The organism is Mesorhizobium sp. WSM1293, assembly GCF_000513875.1.
Classification (GTDB): Bacteria; Pseudomonadota; Alphaproteobacteria; order Rhizobiales; family Rhizobiaceae; genus Mesorhizobium; species Mesorhizobium ciceri.
The window spans coordinates 76,478-96,966 of the sequence record NZ_AZUV01000020.1 but is presented as its reverse complement, the minus strand read 5'-3'; the positions used below and the strand labels follow the sequence as shown (position 1 = coordinate 96,966).

The following is a 20,489-nucleotide window of genomic DNA, read 5'->3' as shown; positions in this document are numbered from 1 at the left end:
ATCCCGCTCGATGTCGAACTCGACCACACCTTTCCGCGCTACAATCCCAATCCCGAGGATATGCAGATGCTGCATGCCATCAGGGACAAGGTGCTTGAGACTGGAGCCGATGTCGGCCTTGGCTTCGACGGTGACGGCGACCGCTGCGGCGTCGTCGACAATGAGGGCAATGAGATTTTTGCCGACAAGGTCGGTGTGATGCTGGCGCGCGATATCTCCAGCCAGCATCCGGGCTCGACCTTCGTCGTAGACGTCAAGTCGACCGGCCTGTTCAACACAGACTGCGTGCTGCGCGCCAACAGCGCCGTCACTGACTACTGGAAGACCGGCCACTCCTACATCAAGCGCCGCGTCGCCGAGCTTGGCGCCGTCGCCGGTTTCGAAAAGTCGGGCCATTTCTTCTTCAACCCGCCAGTCGGGCGGGGTTATGACGATGGGCTGGTCACCGCCATCGCCATCTGCCAGATGCTGGACCGCAGCCCCGGCAGTTCGATGGCCGATCTCTACCGCGCGCTGCCGCTGACCTTCGGCACGCCGACCATGTCGTCGCACTGCGCGGACGATGTGAAGTATGGCGTTGTCGAGCGGGTGGTTGCCGACTTTCAGGCCATGAAGCGGGATGGAACGGTTTTTGCGGGCCAGAAGATTGCCGACCTCATCACCGTCAACGGTGCGCGCGTTGTCGCCGAAGACGGCACCTGGGGACTGGTGCGCGCCTCGTCGAACAAGCCGGAACTGGTCGTGGTCGTCGAAAGCCCGGTGTCGTCGCAGCGTCGACGGGAGATGTTCGAGGCTGTCGACGCCGTGCTGCGCCGCAGCCCCGAGGTGGGCGCCTACAACCAGACCTTTTGAATGGCAGTTGAATGACCGAGAGGATTGTCAGTTTTGTCATGAGCGGCGGCGTCGGCTCGCGGTTGTGGCCGCTGTCGCGCGAGGACAATCCCAAGCAGTTCCACGATCTGTCCGGCGACGGCTCGATGCTGGCCAAGACCTTGCGCCGGCTGACGGCCCGGCCGGAAGGCGAAACGCCGATCTTCCTGATTGCCGCGGAGCGCCATGCCGACCGCGTTCACGCCGATCTTGCCGGCCTCGACCTCGCCGGCGGCGGGCCGCTGTTCGAGCCGACCGGGCGCAACACAGCCGCCGCCGTCGCACTGGCGACGCTGCGCACACTGTCCGAGTTCGGCGACAGCCTGGTGCTGGTGGTGCCGTCGGACCATGAGATATCGACCCCGCGCCAGTTCTGGCAGAGCGTCGAAGCCGGCACCGAAGCAGCGCGTAGCGGCCGGCTGGTGGTGTTCGGCATCAGGCCGACACAGCCCGAGACCGGTTACGGCTATATCGAGGTTGCGGCCGAAAGCGGCGGCATCTTCGACGTGTCGCGCTTCGTCGAAAAGCCGGATCTTGCGACTGCGCAAAGCTATCTCAAGGCCGGAAATTTCTACTGGAACACCGGTATCTTCCTTTTTCGCGCCAGCGCCATGCGTGATGCCTTCATAGCGTTCCAGCCGGATATCTGGCAGGCCACCGAAGCAGCCTACAAGGCAGCGACATCGGATTTGTCCGGCCTTTACATGCCGCTAGAACTCTACGCCGCCATTCCGTCGAACTCGATCGACTACGCCATCATGGAGCGGGCAAAAGACATCGCGATGGTGCCGGCCGGCTTCCGCTGGAACGATCTCGGCTCATGGCAGTCGCTGCTCGATGTCGGCCCCGCCGACGACCGGGGCAATGTCATCCTCGGCGATGTCGTCGCCATCGATTGCGAGAATTCCTACATTCGCAGTGACGGCCGCCTGCTGTCGGCGATCGGCATGAAGGACATCGCCATCGTTTCGACATCGGATGCCACCTTCGTCGCTCCGGTCAGCCACAGCCAGCACGTCAAGAAGATCGTCGAGCAGCTCGAAAAATCGGGTCGCCTGGAAACCAGGTTCACGCCGGCGCATGACCGCGTCATCGAAAGCGGCGCCTGGCGGCGGCGCGTGCATCACTGGCTGTTTCAGGAGACTTTGCCGCTGTGGTCGACATCGGGCGTCGACGAACGCCATGGCGGCTTTCACGAAGCGCTTGGCCTGGACGCTTCGCCGTTGATGAAGCCCAAGCGCATGCGCACCATGGCAAGGCAGGTCTATGCCTTCGCCGTTGCCCGGGCGCGCGGCTGGGACGGTCCGGCCGACCGGCTGATCAGCCATGGCATCGCCTTCATGGCCGGCAAGGGCCGCACCGACAAGGGCGGCTGGGTTCGGACGCTGAATGTCGACGGTTCGGTCGCCGACGCCACCGAGGATGCCTACGATCATTCCTGCGTGCTCCTGGCACTGGCGCATGCGCATATGTCTGGCAATCCCGACGCTTTGCGCCTCGGCGAGGAAACCTTCGCCTTTCTCGATGCGCATCTCGAAGACAGCCGCATGACCGGCTTCCTTGAGACATCGGATGGCAAAGGCGAGCGCCGCTCCAACCCGCATATGCACCTGCTCGAGGCCTTCCTCGCCTGGCACCAGGCGACCGGCGAGCGCGCCCATCTGCGCCGCGCAGCGCGCATCATCGACCTCTTCCGCAGTCATTTCTTCGATCCGGAAAGCTGGACGCTTGGCGAGTATTTCGATGCCGAATGGAAACCATCCGCCGGCGAGAAAGGCTCGTGGACCGAGCCTGGCCACCATTTCGAATGGGCCTCTTTGCTGGTCGATTTCGCTGGGCGCAGCGGCCAGGCCGAGTTGAGCGGCTTTGCCAGGAAACTCTACGCCTCGGCCATCGCCAATGGCCTCAACCGCGCCACCGGCCTTGCCTATGGCGCCGTCTCGCGACAGGGCCTGCCGCTCGACCTGATATCGCGCAGCTGGCCGCAGGCCGAAGCGGTGAAGGCGGCGATCGCGCTGGATGGTTCGGGCGGGCCCGATCTCAAGCCCGAGATCGAAGCGCGCGTCGGCCGGTTGTTCCGCTGGCACATCGACCCGGCGCCGCTCGGACTGTGGATCGACCGCATCGACGAACGCGGCCGCTCGCTGGCGACCGATGTGCCAGCCAGCATCTTCTATCATCTGGTCTGTGCGCTGACGCAATATCTGGACAGCACGGCCGACCTGAAGGCGTAGAGGGCTGGATCAGTACGGGCTCGCCACGTCACCCGTCTCGACATAGATCGACTTCAGCTGCGAATAGAGCGCCAGTGCGGCCAGTGAATTCTCACGTCCGATGCCTGACTGTTTGAAGCCGCCGAACGGGATTTCCACCGGCGTCAGATTATATGCGTTGATCCAGCAGGTGCCGGCCTGCAGTTCGGCGATGACGCGGTGGGCGCGCGGCAGGTCGCGCGTGAAGACGCCGGCAGCGAGGCCGAATTCGGTGTCGTTGGCGCGGTCGATCACCTCGTCCTCGCCGTCGAATTTCAACACGCTCATCACTGGTCCGAAAATTTCTTCACGGGCGATGCGCATGCCATCGGTCACGCCGGTGAACACCGTCGGCTCGACGAAGAAGCCGCCCTGAAAGCCCTGCAGCGAAGGCACATTGCCGCCGCAAGCAAGCGTCGCTCCATCCTGCTTGCCGATCTCGATATAGCCGGCCACCTTGTCGTGCTGCGCCTTGGAGACCAGCGGTCCCATCTGGGTTTCGGGATCGAGCGGGTCGCCGATGCGGATTTTCTTGGTCCGCTCTATCAGACGGTCGACAAAGCGGTCGTGGATGCCGCTCTGCACGAAGACGCGCGTGCCGTTGGAGCAGATCTGTCCGGTCGAATAGAAATTGCCGAGCATGGCGCCGCCAATGGCGTTCTCGATGTCGGCATCGTCGAACACGATCAGCGGCGACTTGCCCCCGAGTTCCATCGTCGCGTGCTTCATCTTCGAGCCGGCAAGCGACAGCACCTTGCGGCCGGTCGGCACCGAACCGGTCACCGAGACCTTGGCGACGACATCGTGGCCGACAAGCCCGGCGCCGACATCGCCATAGCCCTGCACAACGTTGAACAAGCCGTCGGGTAGCCCCGCTTCGCTGTAGATCTCGGCCAGTGCCAGCGCCGACAGCGGCGTGTTTTCCGACGGCTTGAACACCATGGCATTGCCCATGGCGAGCGCCGGTGCCGATTTCCAGCCGGCGATCTGGATCGGGTAGTTCCATGCGCCGATGCCGACACAGACGCCGAGCGCTTCGCGCCTTGTATAGGCGAAGGGTCCGCCGAGATCGACCGACTCGCCATTGTAGGCGGCAACGGCACCGCCGAAATATTCAAGGCAGTCCGCAGCCGAGGGCGCATCCGCCACCAACGTTTCCTGGATCGCCTTGCCGGTGTCCAGCGTCTCGATGCGAGCGAGGTCGGCGTTGCGGGCGCGCAATATGTCGGCGGCGCGGCGCAGGATGCGCCCGCGCTCGACCGGCTTCAGCCGCGCCCAGGCGGGCTGCGCCGCTCGCGCGGCCTCGACGGCGAGTTCCAGCACGTTCGGCGTTGCCGAACGCAGCATGGCGATGGTCTCGCCGGTTGCCGGATAGATGACCGGCAGCGGCGCGCCGCCTTCGTCCTCGATGTAGCGTCCGTTGACATAGTGCGATGCCGTGGGCTGAGCGCGCATGGAAGTCTCCAGATTGTCTTTCGCGGCATGCGGATCGTGCAGTCACACGATCATGCTCTATCTGTCCGACGCCTGCCAGCGCGGATTGATCCATGGTTCCTGGTTGGACGGCGCCAGCGGCGTGCGGCCAAGGATGTGATCGGATGCCTTCTCGCCGGTCATGATCGACGGCGCATTGAGATTGCCGTTGGTGACGCGCGGGAAGATCGAGGAATCGGCGACCCGCAATCCTTCGACGCCGATGACCCGGCACTCCGGATCGACGACGCTCATCACGTCGTCGGCGCGGCCCATCTTGCAGGTGCCGCAAGGATGGTAGGCGCTCTCGGCGTGATCCCGGATGAAGATGTCGAGATCGTCGTCCGATTGCACGTGGCTGCCCGGCGATATCTCCTTGCCCCGATAGGGATCGAACGCCGACTGGCCGAAGATCTCGCGCGTCAGCCGGATGCAGTGGCGGAACTCCGCCCAGTCGTCCGGATGCGACATGTAGTTGAAGTGGATCATCGGTTTCGATTTCGGGTCCGGTGAGCGCAGCGTCACCGACCCCCGCGACTTCGAGCGCATCGGTCCGACATGCGCCTGGAAGCCGTGCGATTTGGCCGCCGCCTTGCCGTCATAGCGGACTGCCGCGGGGATGAAATGGTACTGGATGTCGGGGTAGTCGACGCCGGCACGCGATCGCACGAAGGCCGCCGCTTCGAAATGGTTGGTGGCGCCTAGCCCGTTCTTGAGGAACAGCCACTGCGCCCCGATGAGCGCTTTCGAGAACGGATTCAGCACCGAATTGAGCGTGATCGGCAGCAATGATTCCTGCTGGATGTAGAGCTCCATATGGTCCTGCAGGTTGCGGCCGACGCCGGGCCTGTCGGCCACCACCGGAATGCCGTTTTCGCGCAGATGCTCGGCCGGACCGATGCCGGACAGCATCAGGATCTTGGGCGAATTGATCGAAGATGCGGCGACGATCACCTCACGTCGCGCCTTAACGACCTGAATCTGTTTGTGAGCTTCGATCTCGACGCCGATGGCGCGCTGATTCTCGATGATCACCCGCCGCGCAAAGCCCTTGACCAGACTGACGTTTTTGCGCTTCAGCGCCGGCTTCAGATAGGCTGATGCCGCCGACCATCGGCGGCCGCCGCTGATGGTCTGCTCCATCGGCCCAAAACCTTCCTGCTTGGAACCGTTATAGTCCTCCGTCAGTTCGAACCCGGCCTGGCGGCCAGCCTCGACAAAGGCACCATAGAGCGGATTTTTACGCGAGCCGCGCTGCACATGCAGCGGGCCGCCGTGCCCGCGCCAGCCATCTTCGCCGCCATCCGAATCCTCCATGCGCTTGAAATAGGGGAGCACGTCGGCGAAGCCCCAGCCGGCCGCACCCTCTTCGGCCCAATGGTCGAAGTCGCGGGCGTGGCCGCGCACATAGACCATGCCGTTGATCGAGGACGAGCCGCCGATAACCTTGCCGCGCGGTGTCGCCAGCACACGGCCGCCGAGATGCGGCTCCGGCTCGCTGGCAAAGCCCCAGTCGTAGAGGCTCATGTTGAGAGGGATCGACAGCGCCGACGGCATCTGGATCAGCGGCCCGATATCGCTGCCGCCGAATTCGATGACGATGACCGAATGCTTGCCGTCTTCCGACAGGCGATAGGCCATGGCCGAGCCGGCCGAGCCGGAGCCGATGATGACGAAATCCGCTTCAAGCATGGTTCATATGCGCCATGAAATCGGCGAGCGAGACATTGCCGCCGGTAGCCACAACAAGGACGGTCTTGTCCTTCACATCCACCTTGCCGCCGAGCAATGCCGCGATCGACGCCGCCCCCGACGGTTCGAGCACCAGCTTCATGCGCTCGAAGGCGATCCGCATCGCGCGCCGCACCGATTGGTCGTCGACGGTGATGCCGTGAACACCCGCCGTCTTGACCGCGGCAAACGGAGCATCGCCCGGCCGTCGTGACATCAACCCGTCGCAGATCGATTTCGGCCCGATCGGCATCGTCTCGATAGCGCCATGCGCCAGCGACGAGCCCATGCCATTGAAACCTTCCGGCTCGACGCCGATGATCTCTGTCGCTGGCGACAGATAATGGAAGGCAAGCGAAACGCCGCCGATCAACCCGCCGCCACCGACCGAGCAGAACAAGAGGTCGGCGCTGGCACCTTTGGCTTCGAGTTGGTCAAGCGCTTCGAGGCCGGCGCCCGCCTGGCCGGCGACGATCTCCGGATCGTCGAATGGATGCAGCAGCGCCAGGCCCTCTGTCTCGGCGATCTCGCGCGCCTTGGCGGCGGCGACTTCCTCCCGCGCGCGCTCGCCATGGTCGGTCAGCACGACGCGGGCGCCATAGCCCGCCGTGGCATCACGCTTGGCGGCCGGTGCGTCGATCGGCATGACGATGGTGACGGGAATGCCAAGCGCCTGGCCGGCAGCCGCCAGCCCTTGCGCGAAATTGCCGGAGGAGTAGGCGACGACGCCCTTCTTCGCTTCGTCAACTGAAAGCTGCTTCAGGCGCCAATAGGCGCCGCGCACCTTGAATGAGCCGGCCCATTGCAGCGATTCCGGCTTGATGAAGACGCGGGCGGCGCCGGTCTCGCGGGCTAGTGCCGTCGATTCCAGCAGCGGCGTGATCTGCGTCGCCCTGGAGGTGACGGCATAGGCCTGCTTGAGATGGTCAAGGGAGGGGACGAGAAGGTCTGACATCATTCGCCTCGCGGATACCGTTTGCTCTCTTCGAGATTGTCGAGGTTCATGTGATTGCGCATGTAGCGCTCGGACGCCTTTTGCAGGGGCTGGAAATCCCAGGGGTAATAGGCGCCGTTGCGCAGCGCCGGATAGACGACCCAGCGGCGCGCCTGGCTTTCGCGGACAGCGGCGTCGAAGCCGGCCATGTCCCAGCGTGTCTGGACCTTGTCCATGAATGCCGCCACCAAGCCCGCATTGGCCGCGTCGTCGGCCAGATTGTCCCGTTCGAGCGGATCGGCTTCGAGATCGAACAGTTGCGGCGGATCGAGCTCGCAGTGGACGAATTTGTATCTGCCGTCGCGGATCGCCACCAACGGCGCGTTGGACCCTTCGGCCGCATACTCCATCAACACCGGTGCGGTGCGCTCGATGCCCTCGGTGAGCGGCAGCAGCGACTGGCCATCGGTCCACGGCGCGATCGCAGCGATGTCGATGCCGGCGAGATCGCAAAGCGTCGGCGCCACATCGAGATTGGAGACCGGCGTCTCGATCAGCCCGGCAGGAATGTCCTTGCCGGCGATCATCAGCGGCACCCGCGCCGAACCCTCGAAGAAGCTCATCTTGAACCACAGGCCGCGCTCGCCGAGCATGTCGCCGTGATCCGAGCAGAACAGGATGATTGTGTCGTCGGCCATGCGGGTGCGCTCGAGAACGTCCAGGATCTCGCCAAGCTTGTCGTCGACATAGGAGATGTTGGCGAAATAGCCCTGCCGCGAACGACGCACCTGCTCCGGTGTGATCTCGAAAGAGGGGTAGTCACTGGCGTGGTACAGCCGCCGGGAATGCGTATCCTGCTGGTCATACGCGATGAACCCGGTTTCCGGGTCCAGCGCCTGGCAATGCTCATAGAGATCCCAATACTGCTTGCGCGCGACATAGGGATCGTGCGGATGCGACAGCGAGACAGTGAGGCACCAAGGCCGATGGTTCGCATCGTCCTGTTCGCGCGAAAGCTGATAGAGCTTCTGCGCGGCCAGGAACACGACCTCGTCGTCATACTCCATCTGGTTGGTGATCTCGGCGACGCCTGCACCGGTCACCGAGCCCAGATTGTGATACCACCAGTCGATACGCTCGCCGGGCTTGCGGTAATCCGGCGTCCAGCCGAAATCGGCTGGATAAATGTCGGTCGTCAGCCGCTCCTCGAAACCATGCAACTGGTCCGGCCCCACGAAATGCATCTTGCCCGACAGGCAGGTGTAGTAGCCGGCGGCGCGCAAATGATGGGCAAAGGTCGGGATCGATGAGGCGAATTCGGCGGCATTGTCATAGACGCCGGTGCGCGACGGCAATTGCCCGCTCATGAACGAGGCACGGCCCGGCGCGCAGAGCGGCGAGGCCGTGTAGTTGTTGGCAAAGCGCGCCGAACGCGCGGCCAACGCTTTCAGATGCGGTGTATGCAGAAACTCCGCCGGTCCGTCCGGAAACAGGATTCCGTTGAGCTGGTCGACCATGACGATCAGGAAATTGGTTGGCTTCATTGTCACTGTTTGCGCCGCTCGCCAAGTTTGGTTTCGAGATAGTCCTCGACCAGCGCGATCGCGGTCGCGGCATCGGGCACGCCGTCTTTCAGCGCCCGCCTGATGTAGAGCCCGTCGATCATCGCCGCGGTCGCTTCGGCGGCGCGGTCGGCTTCGGCTCTGGGCAAGATCCCGGTCAGCCCGCTCATCAGGTTCGAGTGCAGCCGCCGCGCGTAGACCTTGAGCAGCCGGCGCAAGGCCGATGATTTCTGCGCCTCGACATAGAAGGCGAGCCAGGCGGCGATGGTTTCCGGCTGGAACTGGATGTCGGAGAAATTGACAGCGACCACCGCCGAGACCCTTTCGCGCGCGCTATTGGCCGAGCCAAGGGCGCGCAACGTATCGGCTGTAAGCTCCGCCAGTATGTGCCGCATCGTCGCCAAGAGCAGCTCGTCCTTGGCACCAAAATAATGATGGGCAAGGGCGGACGACACGCCGGCGCGTCCGGCGATCTCGGACATGGTCACGTCGAGCGAACCGCGCTCGCCGATCGCCGAGATCGTCGCGTCGATCAGCGCCTTGCGGCGCAGCGGTTCCATTCCGATTTTCGGCATCTCGCCATGATCCTTTGAGAAAACAGGATTATTTTTTATTGACGCGTCAATCAACAAAAAAATCGGCCCCGATCTCGGCTGTACCAAGCGATTGTACGCCTCCAGCCCTTCACGAAACCGGCATGATTGTTTATCTTTGAACAATAGATGCGAAATGCGCCGTGAGCCGACATGCCAGGCCGGCGCCAAGGATGGAGACCGCCATGACCGCATGCATCGTCGGATGGGCGCATTCGCGCTTCGGCAAGCTTGAGGGCGAAACGCTCGAAAACCTCATCGTCAAGGTGGCAACGGACGCGCTCGACCATGCCGGCATCGGTCCCGACGAGGTCGACGAGATCGTGCTCGGCCACTTCAACGCCGGTTTTTCGGCGCAGGATTTCACCGCCAGTCTGGTGCTTCAGGCCGACGACCGGCTGCGCTTCAAGCCGGCGACGCGTGTCGAGAACGCTTGCGCCACCGGATCGGCGGCGGTCCGCCAAGGCATCCGCGCCATCGACGCGAATGCCGCTCGCATCGTGCTGGTGGTCGGCGCGGAGCAGATGACGACGACGCCGGGGCCGGAGATCGGCAAAAACCTGCTCAAGGCGTCCTATCTGCCCGAGGACGGCGAGACACCCGCGGGTTTCGCCGGCGTCTTCGGCAAGATCGCGCAGGCCTATTTCCAGCGTTATGGCGATCAGTCGGATGCGCTGGCCATGATTGCCGCCAAGAACCACAAGAACGGCGTCGACAATCCCTATGCGCAGATGCGCAAGGATTTCGGCTACGAGTTCTGCCGCCAGGAGAGCGAGAAGAACCCCTTCGTTGCCGGTCCTCTGAAGCGCACCGACTGCTCGCTGGTCTCCGACGGCGCCGCCGCCCTTATCCTTGCCGACACCGCCACGGCGCTGAAGATGCGCCGTGCCGTTGCCTTCCGCGCCAACGAACATGTGCAGGATTTCCTGCCGATGTCGAAGCGCGACATTCTGACCTTCGAAGGCTGCGAGCAGGCCTGGAACCGGGCGCTGAAATCGGCCGGCGTGACGCTCGACGATCTGTCCTTCGTCGAAACGCATGACTGCTTCACCATTGCCGAACTGATCGAGTACGAGGCGATGGGCCTTGCCAAGCCGGGAGAGGGGGCGAAGCTGGCGTTGGACGGCACAACGGCCAAGGATGGTCGCCTGCCGGTCAATCCATCCGGCGGGCTGAAGGCCAAAGGCCATCCGATCGGCGCCACTGGCGTGTCCATGCATGTCTTGACCGCCATGCAGCTTGTCGGTGAGGCCGGCGGCATCCAGGTGCCGGGCGCAAAACTGGGCGGCATCTTCAATATGGGCGGTGCGGCGGTCGCCAACTACGTTTCCATTCTCGACCGGATCAGATAAACCGCCCGCATTTGCGGGAGGTGACATGACAAATCCGGTTTTGATCGAAGTCTTGCGCGGCGCGATCGTCGAGAGCGCGCATCGCGGCTCAGTCGCGGTCTTCGATGGCGACGGCAAGCCCGTGTGGGAGATCGGCGATACGGCCAAGCCGGTGTTTCCGCGCTCGGCGGTCAAGGCGATCCAGGCCTTGCCGTTGGTCGAAAGCGGGGCGGCGGATGCCTATGGTTTCGGCAACCGCGAACTGGCGCTCGCCTGCGCCTCCCACTCGGGCGAGCCGGCACATGTCGACCTTGCGCGATCCATGCTGGCCAAGGCTGGGCTGGACGGATCAGGGCTCGAATGCGGCACGCATTGGCCGTCCAATCATGACGCCGAGATTGCGCTCGCCCGCGCCGGCGGCTCGCCGAACGCCTTGCACAACAATTGTTCCGGCAAACATTCCGGCTTCCTCTGCACCTGCGTCCACGCCGGCATTGCGCATCGCGGCTATGTCAAGCCGGGACACGGCCTGCAGGACATGGTGCGCGACGCCATGCAGTCGGTGACGGGCGCTGTCCATGGTGAGGACCAGCGTGCCATCGACGGCTGTTCGATCCCGACCTACGCGGTGCCGCTCAGGAGCTTCGCGCTCGGCTTTGCCCGCATGGCCACGACATCAGGTTTTGGCCCAGAGCGAGCCAAGGCTGCAAAGCGGCTGCTTTCCGCCTGCATGGCCGAACCCTTCTTCGTTTCCGGTAGCGGCCGCGAAGACGTCGCGTTGATGGAGGCCGCACCAGGACGGATTTTCACGAAGGGCGGCGCCGAAGGCGTCCATTGTGCCGCAATTCCGGAACTTGGCCTCGGCATCGCACTCAAATGCGATGATGGCGCCGGCCGCGCCGGCGAAGCCATGGTTGCCGCCGTCCTTGCCAAACTGTTGCGTGCCGACGAGGCCTTGGCGGCGAAGCTGCTCGAATTGGCAAACACGCCCATCGAAAATCGCAACGGTGCCAAAGTCGGAGCGCTGAGGCCGACGGCAACTCTCAAGTGACGTGATTGCGCTCGACGGTCAGATGCGCGTAACCGCTACCGTTTGACGAGGCGAGATCGCCTGTCGCGGGCTCCGCCCAGCGCTGGCCGACAACCGCACCGTTCAGCGCGCCGTCGATGACATTGTCTGAAATGACGGCCGTACCGGCGCCCTCGACCACGGATACGACGATCCCGGTTCCTGCCTTGCGGATGATGTTGCCGGTGGCGACGACATTGCGCAGGTACGGGCCCCAGCCGATCTGCATGCCATAGAGTGGCGCGTTCTCGATGACATTGTTAGAAACGGTGGTGTCGGCCTCAACGCCGATGCCGACGCCAAATCCCGGCGAGTCGGCGGGGTAGGGGCCGCTGGTCGACAGATTGCGCACGATGTTGCCGGAACAGACGCCCATGCGGCCGCCTTCGTTGAAATTGACGATCGAGATGCCGTTGGCGGCGCCGTCGACGATGTTGTTGCTGATGATGGCGCCTTCGAACGAGAACTCGGAATAGATCGCCGTTTCGCCAGAGCGCGAGCAGGTGTTGCCCGATATCTGCAGGTTGCTGGCGCTGTTGGCGCGGATGGCCGAGAAGGCGCAGTCCGAGACGATGTTGCCCGAGATGACGACATTGCCGGCGCGAAAGGCATTGATGCCGTTGCCGTTCTGCCCGGTTCCGCCGCTGCGTGCCTGGATCCCTTGGACGCGGTTGCCGGTGACCATGGTGCCGTCTTCGGCCAACTGCCAGCGGTGTACGAGGATGCCGCCATTGGCGCAGTCGGAAACGGTGTTGCCCGTGATGGCCAGCCCGCCGGCTTCGACCGAATAGATGCCGGCATCGGCGGCGCCCGATATCTCACAGCGCTCGATCCGGCCGATCGCGTGTTCCAGCGCCAGCCCGTTCTTGCCGCTGCCGGTGATCTGGCAATTGTCGATGGCGAGGTGCGCGACACGGCGCAGATCGAGCAGCCCTTGCGGGTAATCGCCCATCGCGCGGTTCGCACCATCGAAGACCAGTCCGCTCAGTTCGATATGGTCGGCCTGTTCGGCCATGAACAGGTGGCCGTCACCGCCGTAAACGATGCGCGTCGCGCCCGGCACGCCGGAAAGACGTACGCGGCCGGGCAGCGAAAGATTGGAGACGACATAGGTGCCGGGCGGCAGGAACACCGGCATGTCGCGGCTGTTTGCGTCACGCAGCAGTTTGGCGAAGGCCTTGCTCTGATCGTCTGATGTGCCGGGCTGCACGCCGAGTTCGGTGGCATTGATCGAGCCGCGCATCGAGGCTTTCTCGATGCCGCTCAAGCTTGCGGCTACCGCCTTGCCGAGCGCAAGGCCCATGACGGCAAAGCCGGCGGTTCCAGTCAGCAGCGTTCGTCTGTTCAACATCGGCACAGAATCCCAGCGTTCAACCTTGGCGTCGCAGGAATCGTGCCAGACGGTTTGCCTCTCCTCTGGACGGAAACGACAATGGCTTGTCGAGCAGCCTCTGCGGGCCTAAGTTCAGGAAATGAGCAGAGCTTTCACCCGCGAGGAAGACAGCGAAAATGCCATCGCCGGTGTCGGTGAGCGGCCGGTCAGCCAGCATCGCAATCTGGTGACGGAACGCGGCCTGGCGCAGATCGAGGAAAATCTGGCCGATCTGCGCGACATACTGGCGAAGGCCGAACGCAAAGCCGACCGCGAGCGCATAGCGGTCGTGTCGCGCGATCTGCGTTACTGGACCGCCCGGCGCGAAAGCGCCGAACTCTCGGTGCCGGAGCCGGGCAGTGACGTTGTGCGCTTCGGCATGGGCGTCACGATCGAGAGCGATGACGGCAAGAAGGTGCATTGGAAGATCGTCGGCGAGGACGAGGCTGATCCCACCAAGGGCAGCATTTCGCATGTTTCGCCAATGGCTGTCGCCCTGTTCGGCAAGAAGATCGGCGACTTGGCCAGCGTCAACGGCAAGGAATGGGAAATCGTCAAGCTCTCCGAGAGCTAGGACGTCTCAAATCCGCCGCACTGATTGGCGCGTCATTTGGCGAGTTTCTGAAGCCCGACCCGATATTTGTCCATGACCTCGCGCGCGGCCTTCATCTGCCGTTCGAACCTGTCGGCCACCGGTCTTAAAATGATGCCGTGATCAGTTTCGATGATCTGGAGCTGATCGCCCGATTGCAGATTCAAGCTGTCCAGCATTCCCGTGGCAAGATCAGGGCATCTGATCCGTCGTCGAGCTTGTGGATGGTCGTCTTCACGGTTACCGCACCTTGGTTGCAGTGTCAGTCTAGCACAACCTTTTCAGAGATGCGGCAGTCCTAGTCCGTGGCCAGCAGCCGGTCCAGCAGGCGATCCGCTGCCTCTGGAATGACTGTGCCCGGCGGGAAGATTTCCGCAGCGCCGGCTTGCCGCACCGCGTCATAGTCCTGCGGTGGGATGACGCCGCCGGCGACGATCAGCATGTCGCCGCGGCCGAGCTTTTTAAGCGCGTCGCGCAGTTCCGGGATCAGCGTCAGATGTCCCGCCGCCAGCGACGAGGCGCCGACGATGTGGACGTCCTGTGCGACCGCCAGCCTGGCGATCTCATCCGGTGTCTGGAACATCGCGCCGACGGTGACGTCGAAGCCGAGATCGGCGAAGGCCGTAGCGATGACCTTCTGGCCACGGTCGTGGCCGTCCTGGCCCATCTTGGCGACGAGAATGCGCGGCTTGCCGCCGGTCTTCTTCTCGAAGGCGTCAAGCTTGTCCTGCAGCCCGTCGACCACGGGATGATCGCCAAGCGCCTTGCGATAGATGCCGGAAATGGTCTGCACCGTAGCGACGTGGCGCCCAAACGCCCTTTCCAACGCGAATGAAATCTCGCCGACCGTTGCATTGGCGCGCGCGGCTCGGATGGCGAATTCCAGCAGGTTTTCATTGCCTTGCGCGGCACGGGTCAGCGCATCGAGTGCGCTTTCGACGGCGGCGACATCGCGCGTGCCCTTCAGCCGTTGCAGCTTCGACAATTGCCGGGCCCTGACCTCGGCATTGTCGATCTTCAGCACGTCGACCTCGATGTCGGTCTCGGGCCGATGGGCGTTGACGCCGACCAGCATCTGCTCGCCGGAATCGATCCGCGCCTGCGTGCGCGCGGCAGCCTCCTCGATGCGCAGCTTGGGAATGCCCTGTTCGGTCGCCGCCGCCATGCCGCCGAGCGCCTCGACCTCCTCGATATGGGCAAGAGCGCGCGCCGCCAGATCATGCGTCAGCCGTTCAAGATAGGCCGAACCGCCCCACGGGTCGATGATGCGCGTGGTGCCGGATTCCTTTTGCAGGATGAGCTGGGTGTTGCGGGCGATCCGCGCCGAATGGTCGGTCGGCAGCGCCATCGCCTCGTCGAAGGAATTGGTGTGCAGCGATTGGGTGTGGCCCTGCGTTGCAGCCATTGCCTCGATCATGGTGCGGACAATGTTGTTGTAGGGATCCTGCGCCGTCAGCGACCAGCCAGAAGTCTGGCAATGGGTGCGCAGCGACAACGAGCGCTCGTCCTTCGGCGAAAAATTCTTCTGCATCAGGGTCGCCCACAACAGGCGCGCGGCCCGCAGCTTGGCGACTTCCATGAAGAAATTCATGCCGATGGCCCAGAAGAAGGACAGGCGCGGCGCAAAGCGGTCGATGTCGAGGCCCGCCGCGACGCCGGCGCGGGCATACTCGATGCCATCGGCGATCGTATAGGCGAGTTCAAGGTCGGCCGTCGCGCCGGCCTCCTGCATGTGATAGCCGGAGATCGATATCGAATTGAACTTCGGCATGTTCTTCGATGTGTACGAGAAGATGTCCGACACGATCCGCATCGAGGGCTTTGGCGGATAGATGTAGGTGTTGCGGACCATGAACTCCTTTAGAATGTCGTTCTGAATGGTGCCGGCGAGATCTTTCTGCGCAACGCCCTGTTCTTCCGCCGCTACAATGTAGAGCGCCATGATCGGCAGCACCGCGCCGTTCATCGTCATCGATACCGTCATCTCGCCGAGCGGAATGCCGTCGAAGAGCTGCCGCATGTCGAGAATGGAATCGATGGCGACGCCAGCCATGCCGACATCGCCGGCAACGCGCGGATGATCGCTGTCATAGCCGCGATGCGTGGCGAGATCGAAGGCGACCGACAGGCCCTTTTGACCAGCGGCAAGGTTGCGTCGGTAAAATGCGTTGGATTCTTCGGCGGTCGAGAAGCCGGCATATTGCCGGATCGTCCAGGGCTGCTGGACATACATGGTCGGGTAGGGGCCGCGCACGAAGGGCGGCAGGCCGGGATAGGTGTCGAGATGCGGCAACCCCTTGAGGTCGCTTTGATTGTACAGATGCTTGGCGACGAGCCCTTCCGGCGTGGTCCGCTGGCCTTTGACCTCGACGGGAGCGCGGCGTGGCGGGACCCAGCCGATTTGGCCGAAGTCCGGGATCAAGAGCCGGCTCCGATCGATTGGTCGATGCGGACTGGAAACAGCGCCTCGCAGACGGCAACGCCTTCGGTGAAGGCCGGCCGCCGTTCCGCCGCCAGCGTCTCGACCGGACGTTCGTCTTTCGATGGATAGAGCGTGGTGCCGATGATGGCCCGTTGGCCTGTGCGGTAGGCTGCATTGCGCTGCTCCGCAGCTGCGTGGACGCGCTTCTGGATGCGTCCGTCCTGAAGGCTGGACAGGACACCGCCCTCGGCTTCGATCGTCTGCAATTCCGTCCACGCCAACTCGCACAACTCCGCGGTCAACGCCTCGACGGCGCCGGAACCATAGGCGGGATCGGTGACATGATCGATATGGCTTTCATTGGCCATGATCAGCTGCGTGTTGCGGGCAACACGACGGGCAAAACCCGCCGGCAGACCATGCGCGATCGTGTGCGGCAGGATGGAGATCGAATCGGCGCCGCCGCACGCCGCGGCAAAGCATGCAATGGTGGTGCGCAGGATGTTGGTCTCCGGATCCATCGCCGTCATCATGCGAAACGACGTCTCGGCATGGATATTGGCGGTGGATGTCGGGATCGAACAAGCATCCTGCACCCGCGCCCATAGCCTGCGCAGTGCTCGCATCTTGGCCGTCGACAGCAACTGGTCCTGGTCGACGCTGAGCGCAAAACCGATATGGGGTGCGGCATAGACAAGCGGCTGCCGCGCCGTCTCGAACATTCTGAGATAGGAGACAGCCGAAGCCAGCATGATGCCAAGTTCCTGCGCTTCCGTGGCGCCGGCATTGTGGAACACGCGCCCGTCCGCTTCCAGCAGCACGCCCGGAACGCCCATCGCGAAGAAGTGCGCCAGCGACTGTGGCATAGAGGCCTGCAGCGCCTCGATCGACATGCGCAGCCGACCGGTTCCCGCGAAGATCGCCGCTGGATCGATGCCGAAGGAGAGGTTGAGCTTTGCCGGGTCCGATCGCCGCTTGCTCAGGAACGCGACCAACCAGTCGGCCACGGCGCGGCTCCAGGGATGGGCGTCGATGCGAACCTGGATGCGGTTGAGCGGTATGCCGTCCAGCACTGCCTCCAGCGCCTCCGCCGTTCTCGGCAAGCCGTAGCCGAACGCGTTGGGTGCCCCTTCGAAGACCAGCGACAATCCCGTGGCACCCTGTGCAACATCCTCCAGCGCTTGGCTTCTGGCACGGTCGATGTCCGGATCGTCGATGCGCTGGCTGACGATCCATGGCGATTTCGGGTTTGTACGCACGATCGGTTCCGCCGCGGTGCTGCGGTCGTAGAGCGGTTCGATACGGATGTTGTCATCGCTGTGCGAGACCAGCTTTTCCTCGAAGGAAGCGCCTGCCAATGCCTTTTCCGCCAAGGCGAGCCATCGCTGACGCTCGGCGTTCTCGGATTCCACGTCCTGGATCAAGGCTCCGGCGCCCATCCGTCCTCCTCGTTTCATGCGGCCGCACCAGCCGGGAGCGGTTCAGTCTACGGTCCCCGGTCCGATATCGCAATGCAATGCGCTTTCAGAGACCGGATTCGATCCATCAGATATAGGTCAGTCCGCGTGGACGACGATTGCCAAACAGCGGCAAAATCCGCAAGCTCCAAAAACCCGATCTGAACGAATGGGGCCGATTTGGGCGAATGGCCCGGATTTGGACGAATGGCCCCGATTTGGACGAATGGCCCCGATTTGGACGAATGGCATTGTCGCTGTGCAATGGCCTCACTATACCTGCGGCAAGGCCACTGGCTTTAGACACATCAGTTTGCGGAGACCGGACATATGGCTGACGAGACCAGTATTTTCATCGGCGCCAGCCGAAAGCCCGACGACAGCTATCAGCGTGCCGAGCAGTTGTTGCTGCGATATGGGAATCGTCACGGCCTGGTGACCGGCGCCACCGGCACCGGCAAGACCGTCACCTTGCAGATCCTGGCCGAAGGATTTTCCAACGCCGGCGTGCCGGTGTTCTGCGCGGACATCAAGGGTGATCTGTCGGGCATCGCGATGATGGGCACGGCACAGGATTTCCTCGTCAAGCGGGCCGAACAGGTCAAGCTCGATCCGTATGACTTCCAGGAATTTCCCGTTATCTTCTGGGACTTGTTCGGCGAGCAGGGTCATCCGATCCGCGCCACGGTCTCGGAAATGGGGCCGTTGTTGCTGTCGCGCCTGATGAACCTGACCGAGGCGCAGGAAGGCATCATGAACATCGCCTTCCGCCTGGCGGATGAGGAAGGTCTGCTGCTGCTCGACATGAAGGACCTGCAGGCGCTGCTCGCCAACATCGCCGAGCGCGCCGACGAGATCGGCTCACGCTATGGCAACGTGACGAAGCCATCGGTCGGGGCTATTCAGCGCACGCTGCTGGTCCTCGAACAGCAGGGGGCCGCAAACTTCTTCGGCGAACCGGCACTGCGTATCGCCGATATCATGCGCACCACCCGCGACGGACGCGGCGCCATCAGCGTGCTTGCCGCCGACAAGCTGATGATGAATCCGCGGCTCTACGCGACCTTCCTGCTATGGCTGATGTCGGAGCTGTTCGAGGTGCTGCCGGAAGTCGGCGACCCCGACAAGCCGAAGCTGGTGTTCTTCTTCGACGAGGCGCATCTTCTGTTCGACGAAGCACCCAAGGTGCTCATCGATCGCGTCGAGCAGGTCGTCCGACTGATCCGCTCGAAAGGCGTCGGCGTCTATTTCGTCACCCAGAACCCTTTGGATATCCCTGAAAAAGTCCTGGCCCAGCTCGGCAATCGCGTCCAGCACGCGCTGCGCGCCTATACACCGCGCGAGCAGCAGGCAGTCCGGACGGCGGCCGAAACGTTCCGGCCAAATCCCGATTTCGACTGCATGACCGCCATTACACAGCTTGCCACTGGCGAGGCGCTGGTCTCGACGTTGGAAGCCAAGGGTGTTCCGTCCATGGTGCAGCGGACACTGATCCGCCCGCCATCCTCGCGGCTTGGGCCCATAACGGCCGCTGAGCGGCAAAAGCTGATCCAGGAAAGCCCGGTCGCCGGCCAGTACGATCAGGCCGTCGATCGCGAATCGGCTTTCGAAATGCTGCAGAAAAAGGCCAAGGACGCGCAGGATGCCGAAGAGCAGGCCCAGCAGGCCGGCAGCGGCGGCTCGCGCTGGACCATTCCGGGCTTCGGCAATGACGATCCCGCGCCGCAATCCGGTGGCAGGCGCACATCTGCACCGCGCCCGTCCAACCGCCAGACGGTCGCAGAGGCGGCGATCAAGTCGGTGGTGCGCTCGGTCGGCTCCTCGGTCGGTCGGGCAATCGTGCGCGGCATTCTGGGGAGCTTGTCGCGCGGGCGGTGACTGGAGGCAGTGGGCGCCGCTGCCTAGTCAGCTCAGAAAATCGAATTCGTGATCGCCTTGACCGGTCCAAGCAGCACCGAACCGTCCGGCACGCCGGCATCGATCGGGATCGCCTGTCGGTTTGCCGTCGCCACCATGGGTTGGCTGGCGTCGCTGGTCACGATGACCGGCGTCTTCGAAGGCACGCGATCATAGAGGTCGATAATGTCCTGGTTCATCAGACGCACGCAGCCTGACGACACCGACTTGCCGATCGAGCGCCACTCCGGCGAGCCGTGCAGACGGTAGAGCGTGTCGACATTGCCCTGGAACAGATAGAGCGCGCGTGCACCGAGCGGGTTCTTCAGGCCGCCGGGCATGCCGCCATTGTCGGCACTGTAGGGTTTCAGTTCCGGCTGGCGGGCTATCATTTCGTCCGGCGGCGTCCACTTTGGCCATTTCTGCTTCCACTGAACGACGGCGTCGCCAGACCATTCGAAGCCGGCGCGGCCAAGGCCGACACCGTAGCGTATCGCCTGACCGCCTGGACGAACCAGATAAAGGAAGTGGCCGGTCGTATCGACGACTATGGTTCCCGGTTTCTGTCCCGTCGGGTCGGGAACGATCTGACGCAGGAATTGCGGATCGATCTTGTCGACTGGGATGGCCGGCAAATCGAAGCCGCCGTCGCTGACTGCTGCATACATCGTCACATAGTCCGCCAGAGGCGGCTCGACATAGGTTGGTGGCGGCGGCTCGACCGGACCCGGCCCGGTGGTGGCGCATGCGGAAACCGCGATCGAAGCGGCGCCCAGGGCTGCGGCATTGAGAAAGCCGCGACGGCTCAGGCGAAAAGATTCGATTTCGGTTATGGACATGGTTGCCTTCTTTAAGTCTCAAATCGCAACAAAGCGTGAATTCGCCGACAGTTACGCGGGTGCCTGACAACACCTGGGGCGATAGGCGGTTCCGAT

15 protein-coding genes and 1 pseudogene are annotated in these 20,489 nt (G+C 63.4%); 6 read left to right on the top strand and 10 right to left on the bottom strand.

Annotated features, from left to right (window positions below; genetic code table 11):
• Positions 1–852, top strand: a pseudogene (locus M729_RS0123160) (phosphomannomutase/phosphoglucomutase); the annotation flags it as partial.
• 11 nt (positions 853–863) lie between these two features.
• Positions 864–3,104, top strand: a complete 2,241-nt coding sequence (locus M729_RS0123155; RefSeq protein WP_027162997.1) for a mannose-1-phosphate guanylyltransferase/mannose-6-phosphate isomerase — start codon at positions 864–866, stop codon at positions 3,102–3,104.
• A gap of 9 nt (positions 3,105–3,113) precedes the next feature.
• Here M729_RS0123155 and betB read toward each other — a convergent pair whose 3' ends face one another.
• The 5 genes from betB to betI are packed head-to-tail and all read right to left on the bottom strand — an operon-like array spanning position 3,114 to position 9,397.
• Positions 3,114–4,577 (bottom strand): betaine-aldehyde dehydrogenase, encoded by a 1,464-nt coding sequence (gene betB, locus M729_RS0123150; RefSeq protein WP_013532682.1) that lies wholly within the window; start codon positions 4,575–4,577, stop codon positions 3,114–3,116.
• A gap of 57 nt (positions 4,578–4,634) precedes the next feature.
• Positions 4,635–6,287, bottom strand: coding sequence for a choline dehydrogenase (gene betA, locus M729_RS0123145; protein WP_013532681.1), 1,653 nt, complete (start codon positions 6,285–6,287; stop codon positions 4,635–4,637).
• Complete coding sequence (locus M729_RS0123140; protein WP_027162996.1) at positions 6,280–7,281, bottom strand: threonine/serine dehydratase; 1,002 nt, start codon at positions 7,279–7,281, stop codon at positions 6,280–6,282. The genes betA and M729_RS0123140 overlap by 8 nt, the downstream gene beginning before the upstream one ends.
• Entirely contained in the window at positions 7,281–8,810 is a 1,530-nt protein-coding gene (betC, locus tag M729_RS0123135; RefSeq protein WP_027162995.1) for a choline-sulfatase, read from the bottom strand. The genes M729_RS0123140 and betC overlap by 1 nt, the downstream gene beginning before the upstream one ends.
• Positions 8,807–9,397 (bottom strand): transcriptional regulator BetI, encoded by a 591-nt coding sequence (betI, locus tag M729_RS0123130; RefSeq protein WP_013532678.1) that lies wholly within the window; start codon positions 9,395–9,397, stop codon positions 8,807–8,809. Before betI ends, betC begins: the two co-directional genes overlap by 4 nt.
• Positions 9,398–9,600: 203 nt before the next feature.
• Here betI and M729_RS0123125 point away from each other — a divergent pair, with 203 nt between their 5' ends.
• Together M729_RS0123125 and M729_RS0123120 are read left to right on the top strand one after the other, a co-directional pair.
• Entirely contained in the window at positions 9,601–10,767 is a 1,167-nt protein-coding gene (locus M729_RS0123125) for an acetyl-CoA acetyltransferase (protein ID WP_027162994.1), read from the top strand.
• Positions 10,768–10,792: 25 nt separating this feature from the next.
• Positions 10,793–11,797, top strand: coding sequence for an asparaginase (locus M729_RS0123120; RefSeq protein ID WP_027162993.1), 1,005 nt, complete (start codon positions 10,793–10,795; stop codon positions 11,795–11,797).
• On the opposite strand, the gene M729_RS0123115 is transcribed toward M729_RS0123120, so the two are convergent.
• A complete protein-coding gene (locus M729_RS0123115; RefSeq protein ID WP_027162992.1) occupies positions 11,790–13,166 on the bottom strand; it encodes a TIGR03808 family TAT-translocated repetitive protein in 1,377 nt (458 codons plus the stop codon). The genes M729_RS0123120 and M729_RS0123115 overlap by 8 nt on opposite strands.
• Positions 13,167–13,287: 121 nt before the next feature.
• On the opposite strand from M729_RS0123115, the gene greA reads away from it, so the two are divergent.
• On the top strand, positions 13,288–13,761 hold the full coding sequence (gene greA / locus M729_RS0123110; RefSeq protein WP_013532674.1) for a transcription elongation factor GreA: 474 nt from the start codon (positions 13,288–13,290) through the stop codon (positions 13,759–13,761).
• 32 nt (positions 13,762–13,793) lie between these two features.
• Here the strand turns inward: greA and M729_RS01000000135600 are convergent, their stop codons facing one another.
• From M729_RS01000000135600 to M729_RS0123095, 3 genes are all read right to left on the bottom strand, one after another.
• On the bottom strand, positions 13,794–13,946 hold the full coding sequence (locus M729_RS01000000135600; protein WP_244514279.1) for a hypothetical protein: 153 nt from the start codon (positions 13,944–13,946) through the stop codon (positions 13,794–13,796).
• Positions 13,947–14,077: 131 nt separating this feature from the next.
• Entirely contained in the window at positions 14,078–16,201 is a 2,124-nt protein-coding gene (gene scpA / locus M729_RS0123100) for a methylmalonyl-CoA mutase (protein ID WP_013532673.1), read from the bottom strand.
• Entirely contained in the window at positions 16,198–17,640 is a 1,443-nt protein-coding gene (locus tag M729_RS0123095) for a methylmalonyl-CoA mutase subunit beta (RefSeq protein ID WP_027162991.1), read from the bottom strand. The genes scpA and M729_RS0123095 overlap by 4 nt, the downstream gene beginning before the upstream one ends.
• A 348-nt stretch (positions 17,641–17,988) precedes the next feature.
• Here M729_RS0123095 and M729_RS0123090 point away from each other — a divergent pair, with 348 nt between their 5' ends.
• A complete protein-coding gene (locus M729_RS0123090; protein ID WP_013532671.1) occupies positions 17,989–19,536 on the top strand; it encodes a helicase HerA-like C-terminal domain-containing protein in 1,548 nt (515 codons plus the stop codon).
• Between the two features lie 32 nt (positions 19,537–19,568).
• On the opposite strand, the gene M729_RS0123085 is transcribed toward M729_RS0123090, so the two are convergent.
• Positions 19,569–20,393 carry a L,D-transpeptidase gene (locus M729_RS0123085; RefSeq protein WP_013532670.1) on the bottom strand — a complete coding sequence of 275 codons (825 nt, stop codon included), beginning with the start codon at positions 20,391–20,393 and terminating at the stop codon, positions 19,569–19,571.
• Positions 20,394–20,489: the final 96 nt, after the last annotated feature.

Excerpts from the sequence above, each read along its gene's own strand:
- M729_RS0123115 (WP_027162992.1), bottom strand. The coding sequence starts at position 13,166 with ATGTTGAACAGACGAACGCTGCTGACTGGAACCGCCGGCTTTGCCGTC.
- betB (WP_013532682.1), bottom strand. The coding sequence starts at position 4,577 with ATGCGCGCTCAGCCCACGGCATCGCACTATGTCAACGGACGCTACATC.
- M729_RS0123155 (WP_027162997.1), top strand. The coding sequence starts at position 864 with ATGACCGAGAGGATTGTCAGTTTTGTCATGAGCGGCGGCGTCGGCTCG.
- M729_RS0123125 (WP_027162994.1), top strand. The coding sequence starts at position 9,601 with ATGACCGCATGCATCGTCGGATGGGCGCATTCGCGCTTCGGCAAGCTT.
- greA (WP_013532674.1), top strand. The coding sequence starts at position 13,288 with ATGAGCAGAGCTTTCACCCGCGAGGAAGACAGCGAAAATGCCATCGCC.
- M729_RS0123140 (WP_027162996.1), bottom strand. The coding sequence starts at position 7,281 with ATGTCAGACCTTCTCGTCCCCTCCCTTGACCATCTCAAGCAGGCCTAT.
- M729_RS0123085 (WP_013532670.1), bottom strand. The coding sequence starts at position 20,393 with ATGTCCATAACCGAAATCGAATCTTTTCGCCTGAGCCGTCGCGGCTTT.
- betA (WP_013532681.1), bottom strand. The coding sequence starts at position 6,287 with ATGCTTGAAGCGGATTTCGTCATCATCGGCTCCGGCTCGGCCGGCTCG.
- betI (WP_013532678.1), bottom strand. The coding sequence starts at position 9,397 with ATGCCGAAAATCGGAATGGAACCGCTGCGCCGCAAGGCGCTGATCGAC.
- M729_RS0123120 (WP_027162993.1), top strand. The coding sequence starts at position 10,793 with ATGACAAATCCGGTTTTGATCGAAGTCTTGCGCGGCGCGATCGTCGAG.
- M729_RS0123090 (WP_013532671.1), top strand. The coding sequence starts at position 17,989 with ATGGCTGACGAGACCAGTATTTTCATCGGCGCCAGCCGAAAGCCCGAC.
- M729_RS0123095 (WP_027162991.1), bottom strand. The coding sequence starts at position 17,640 with ATGGGCGCCGGAGCCTTGATCCAGGACGTGGAATCCGAGAACGCCGAG.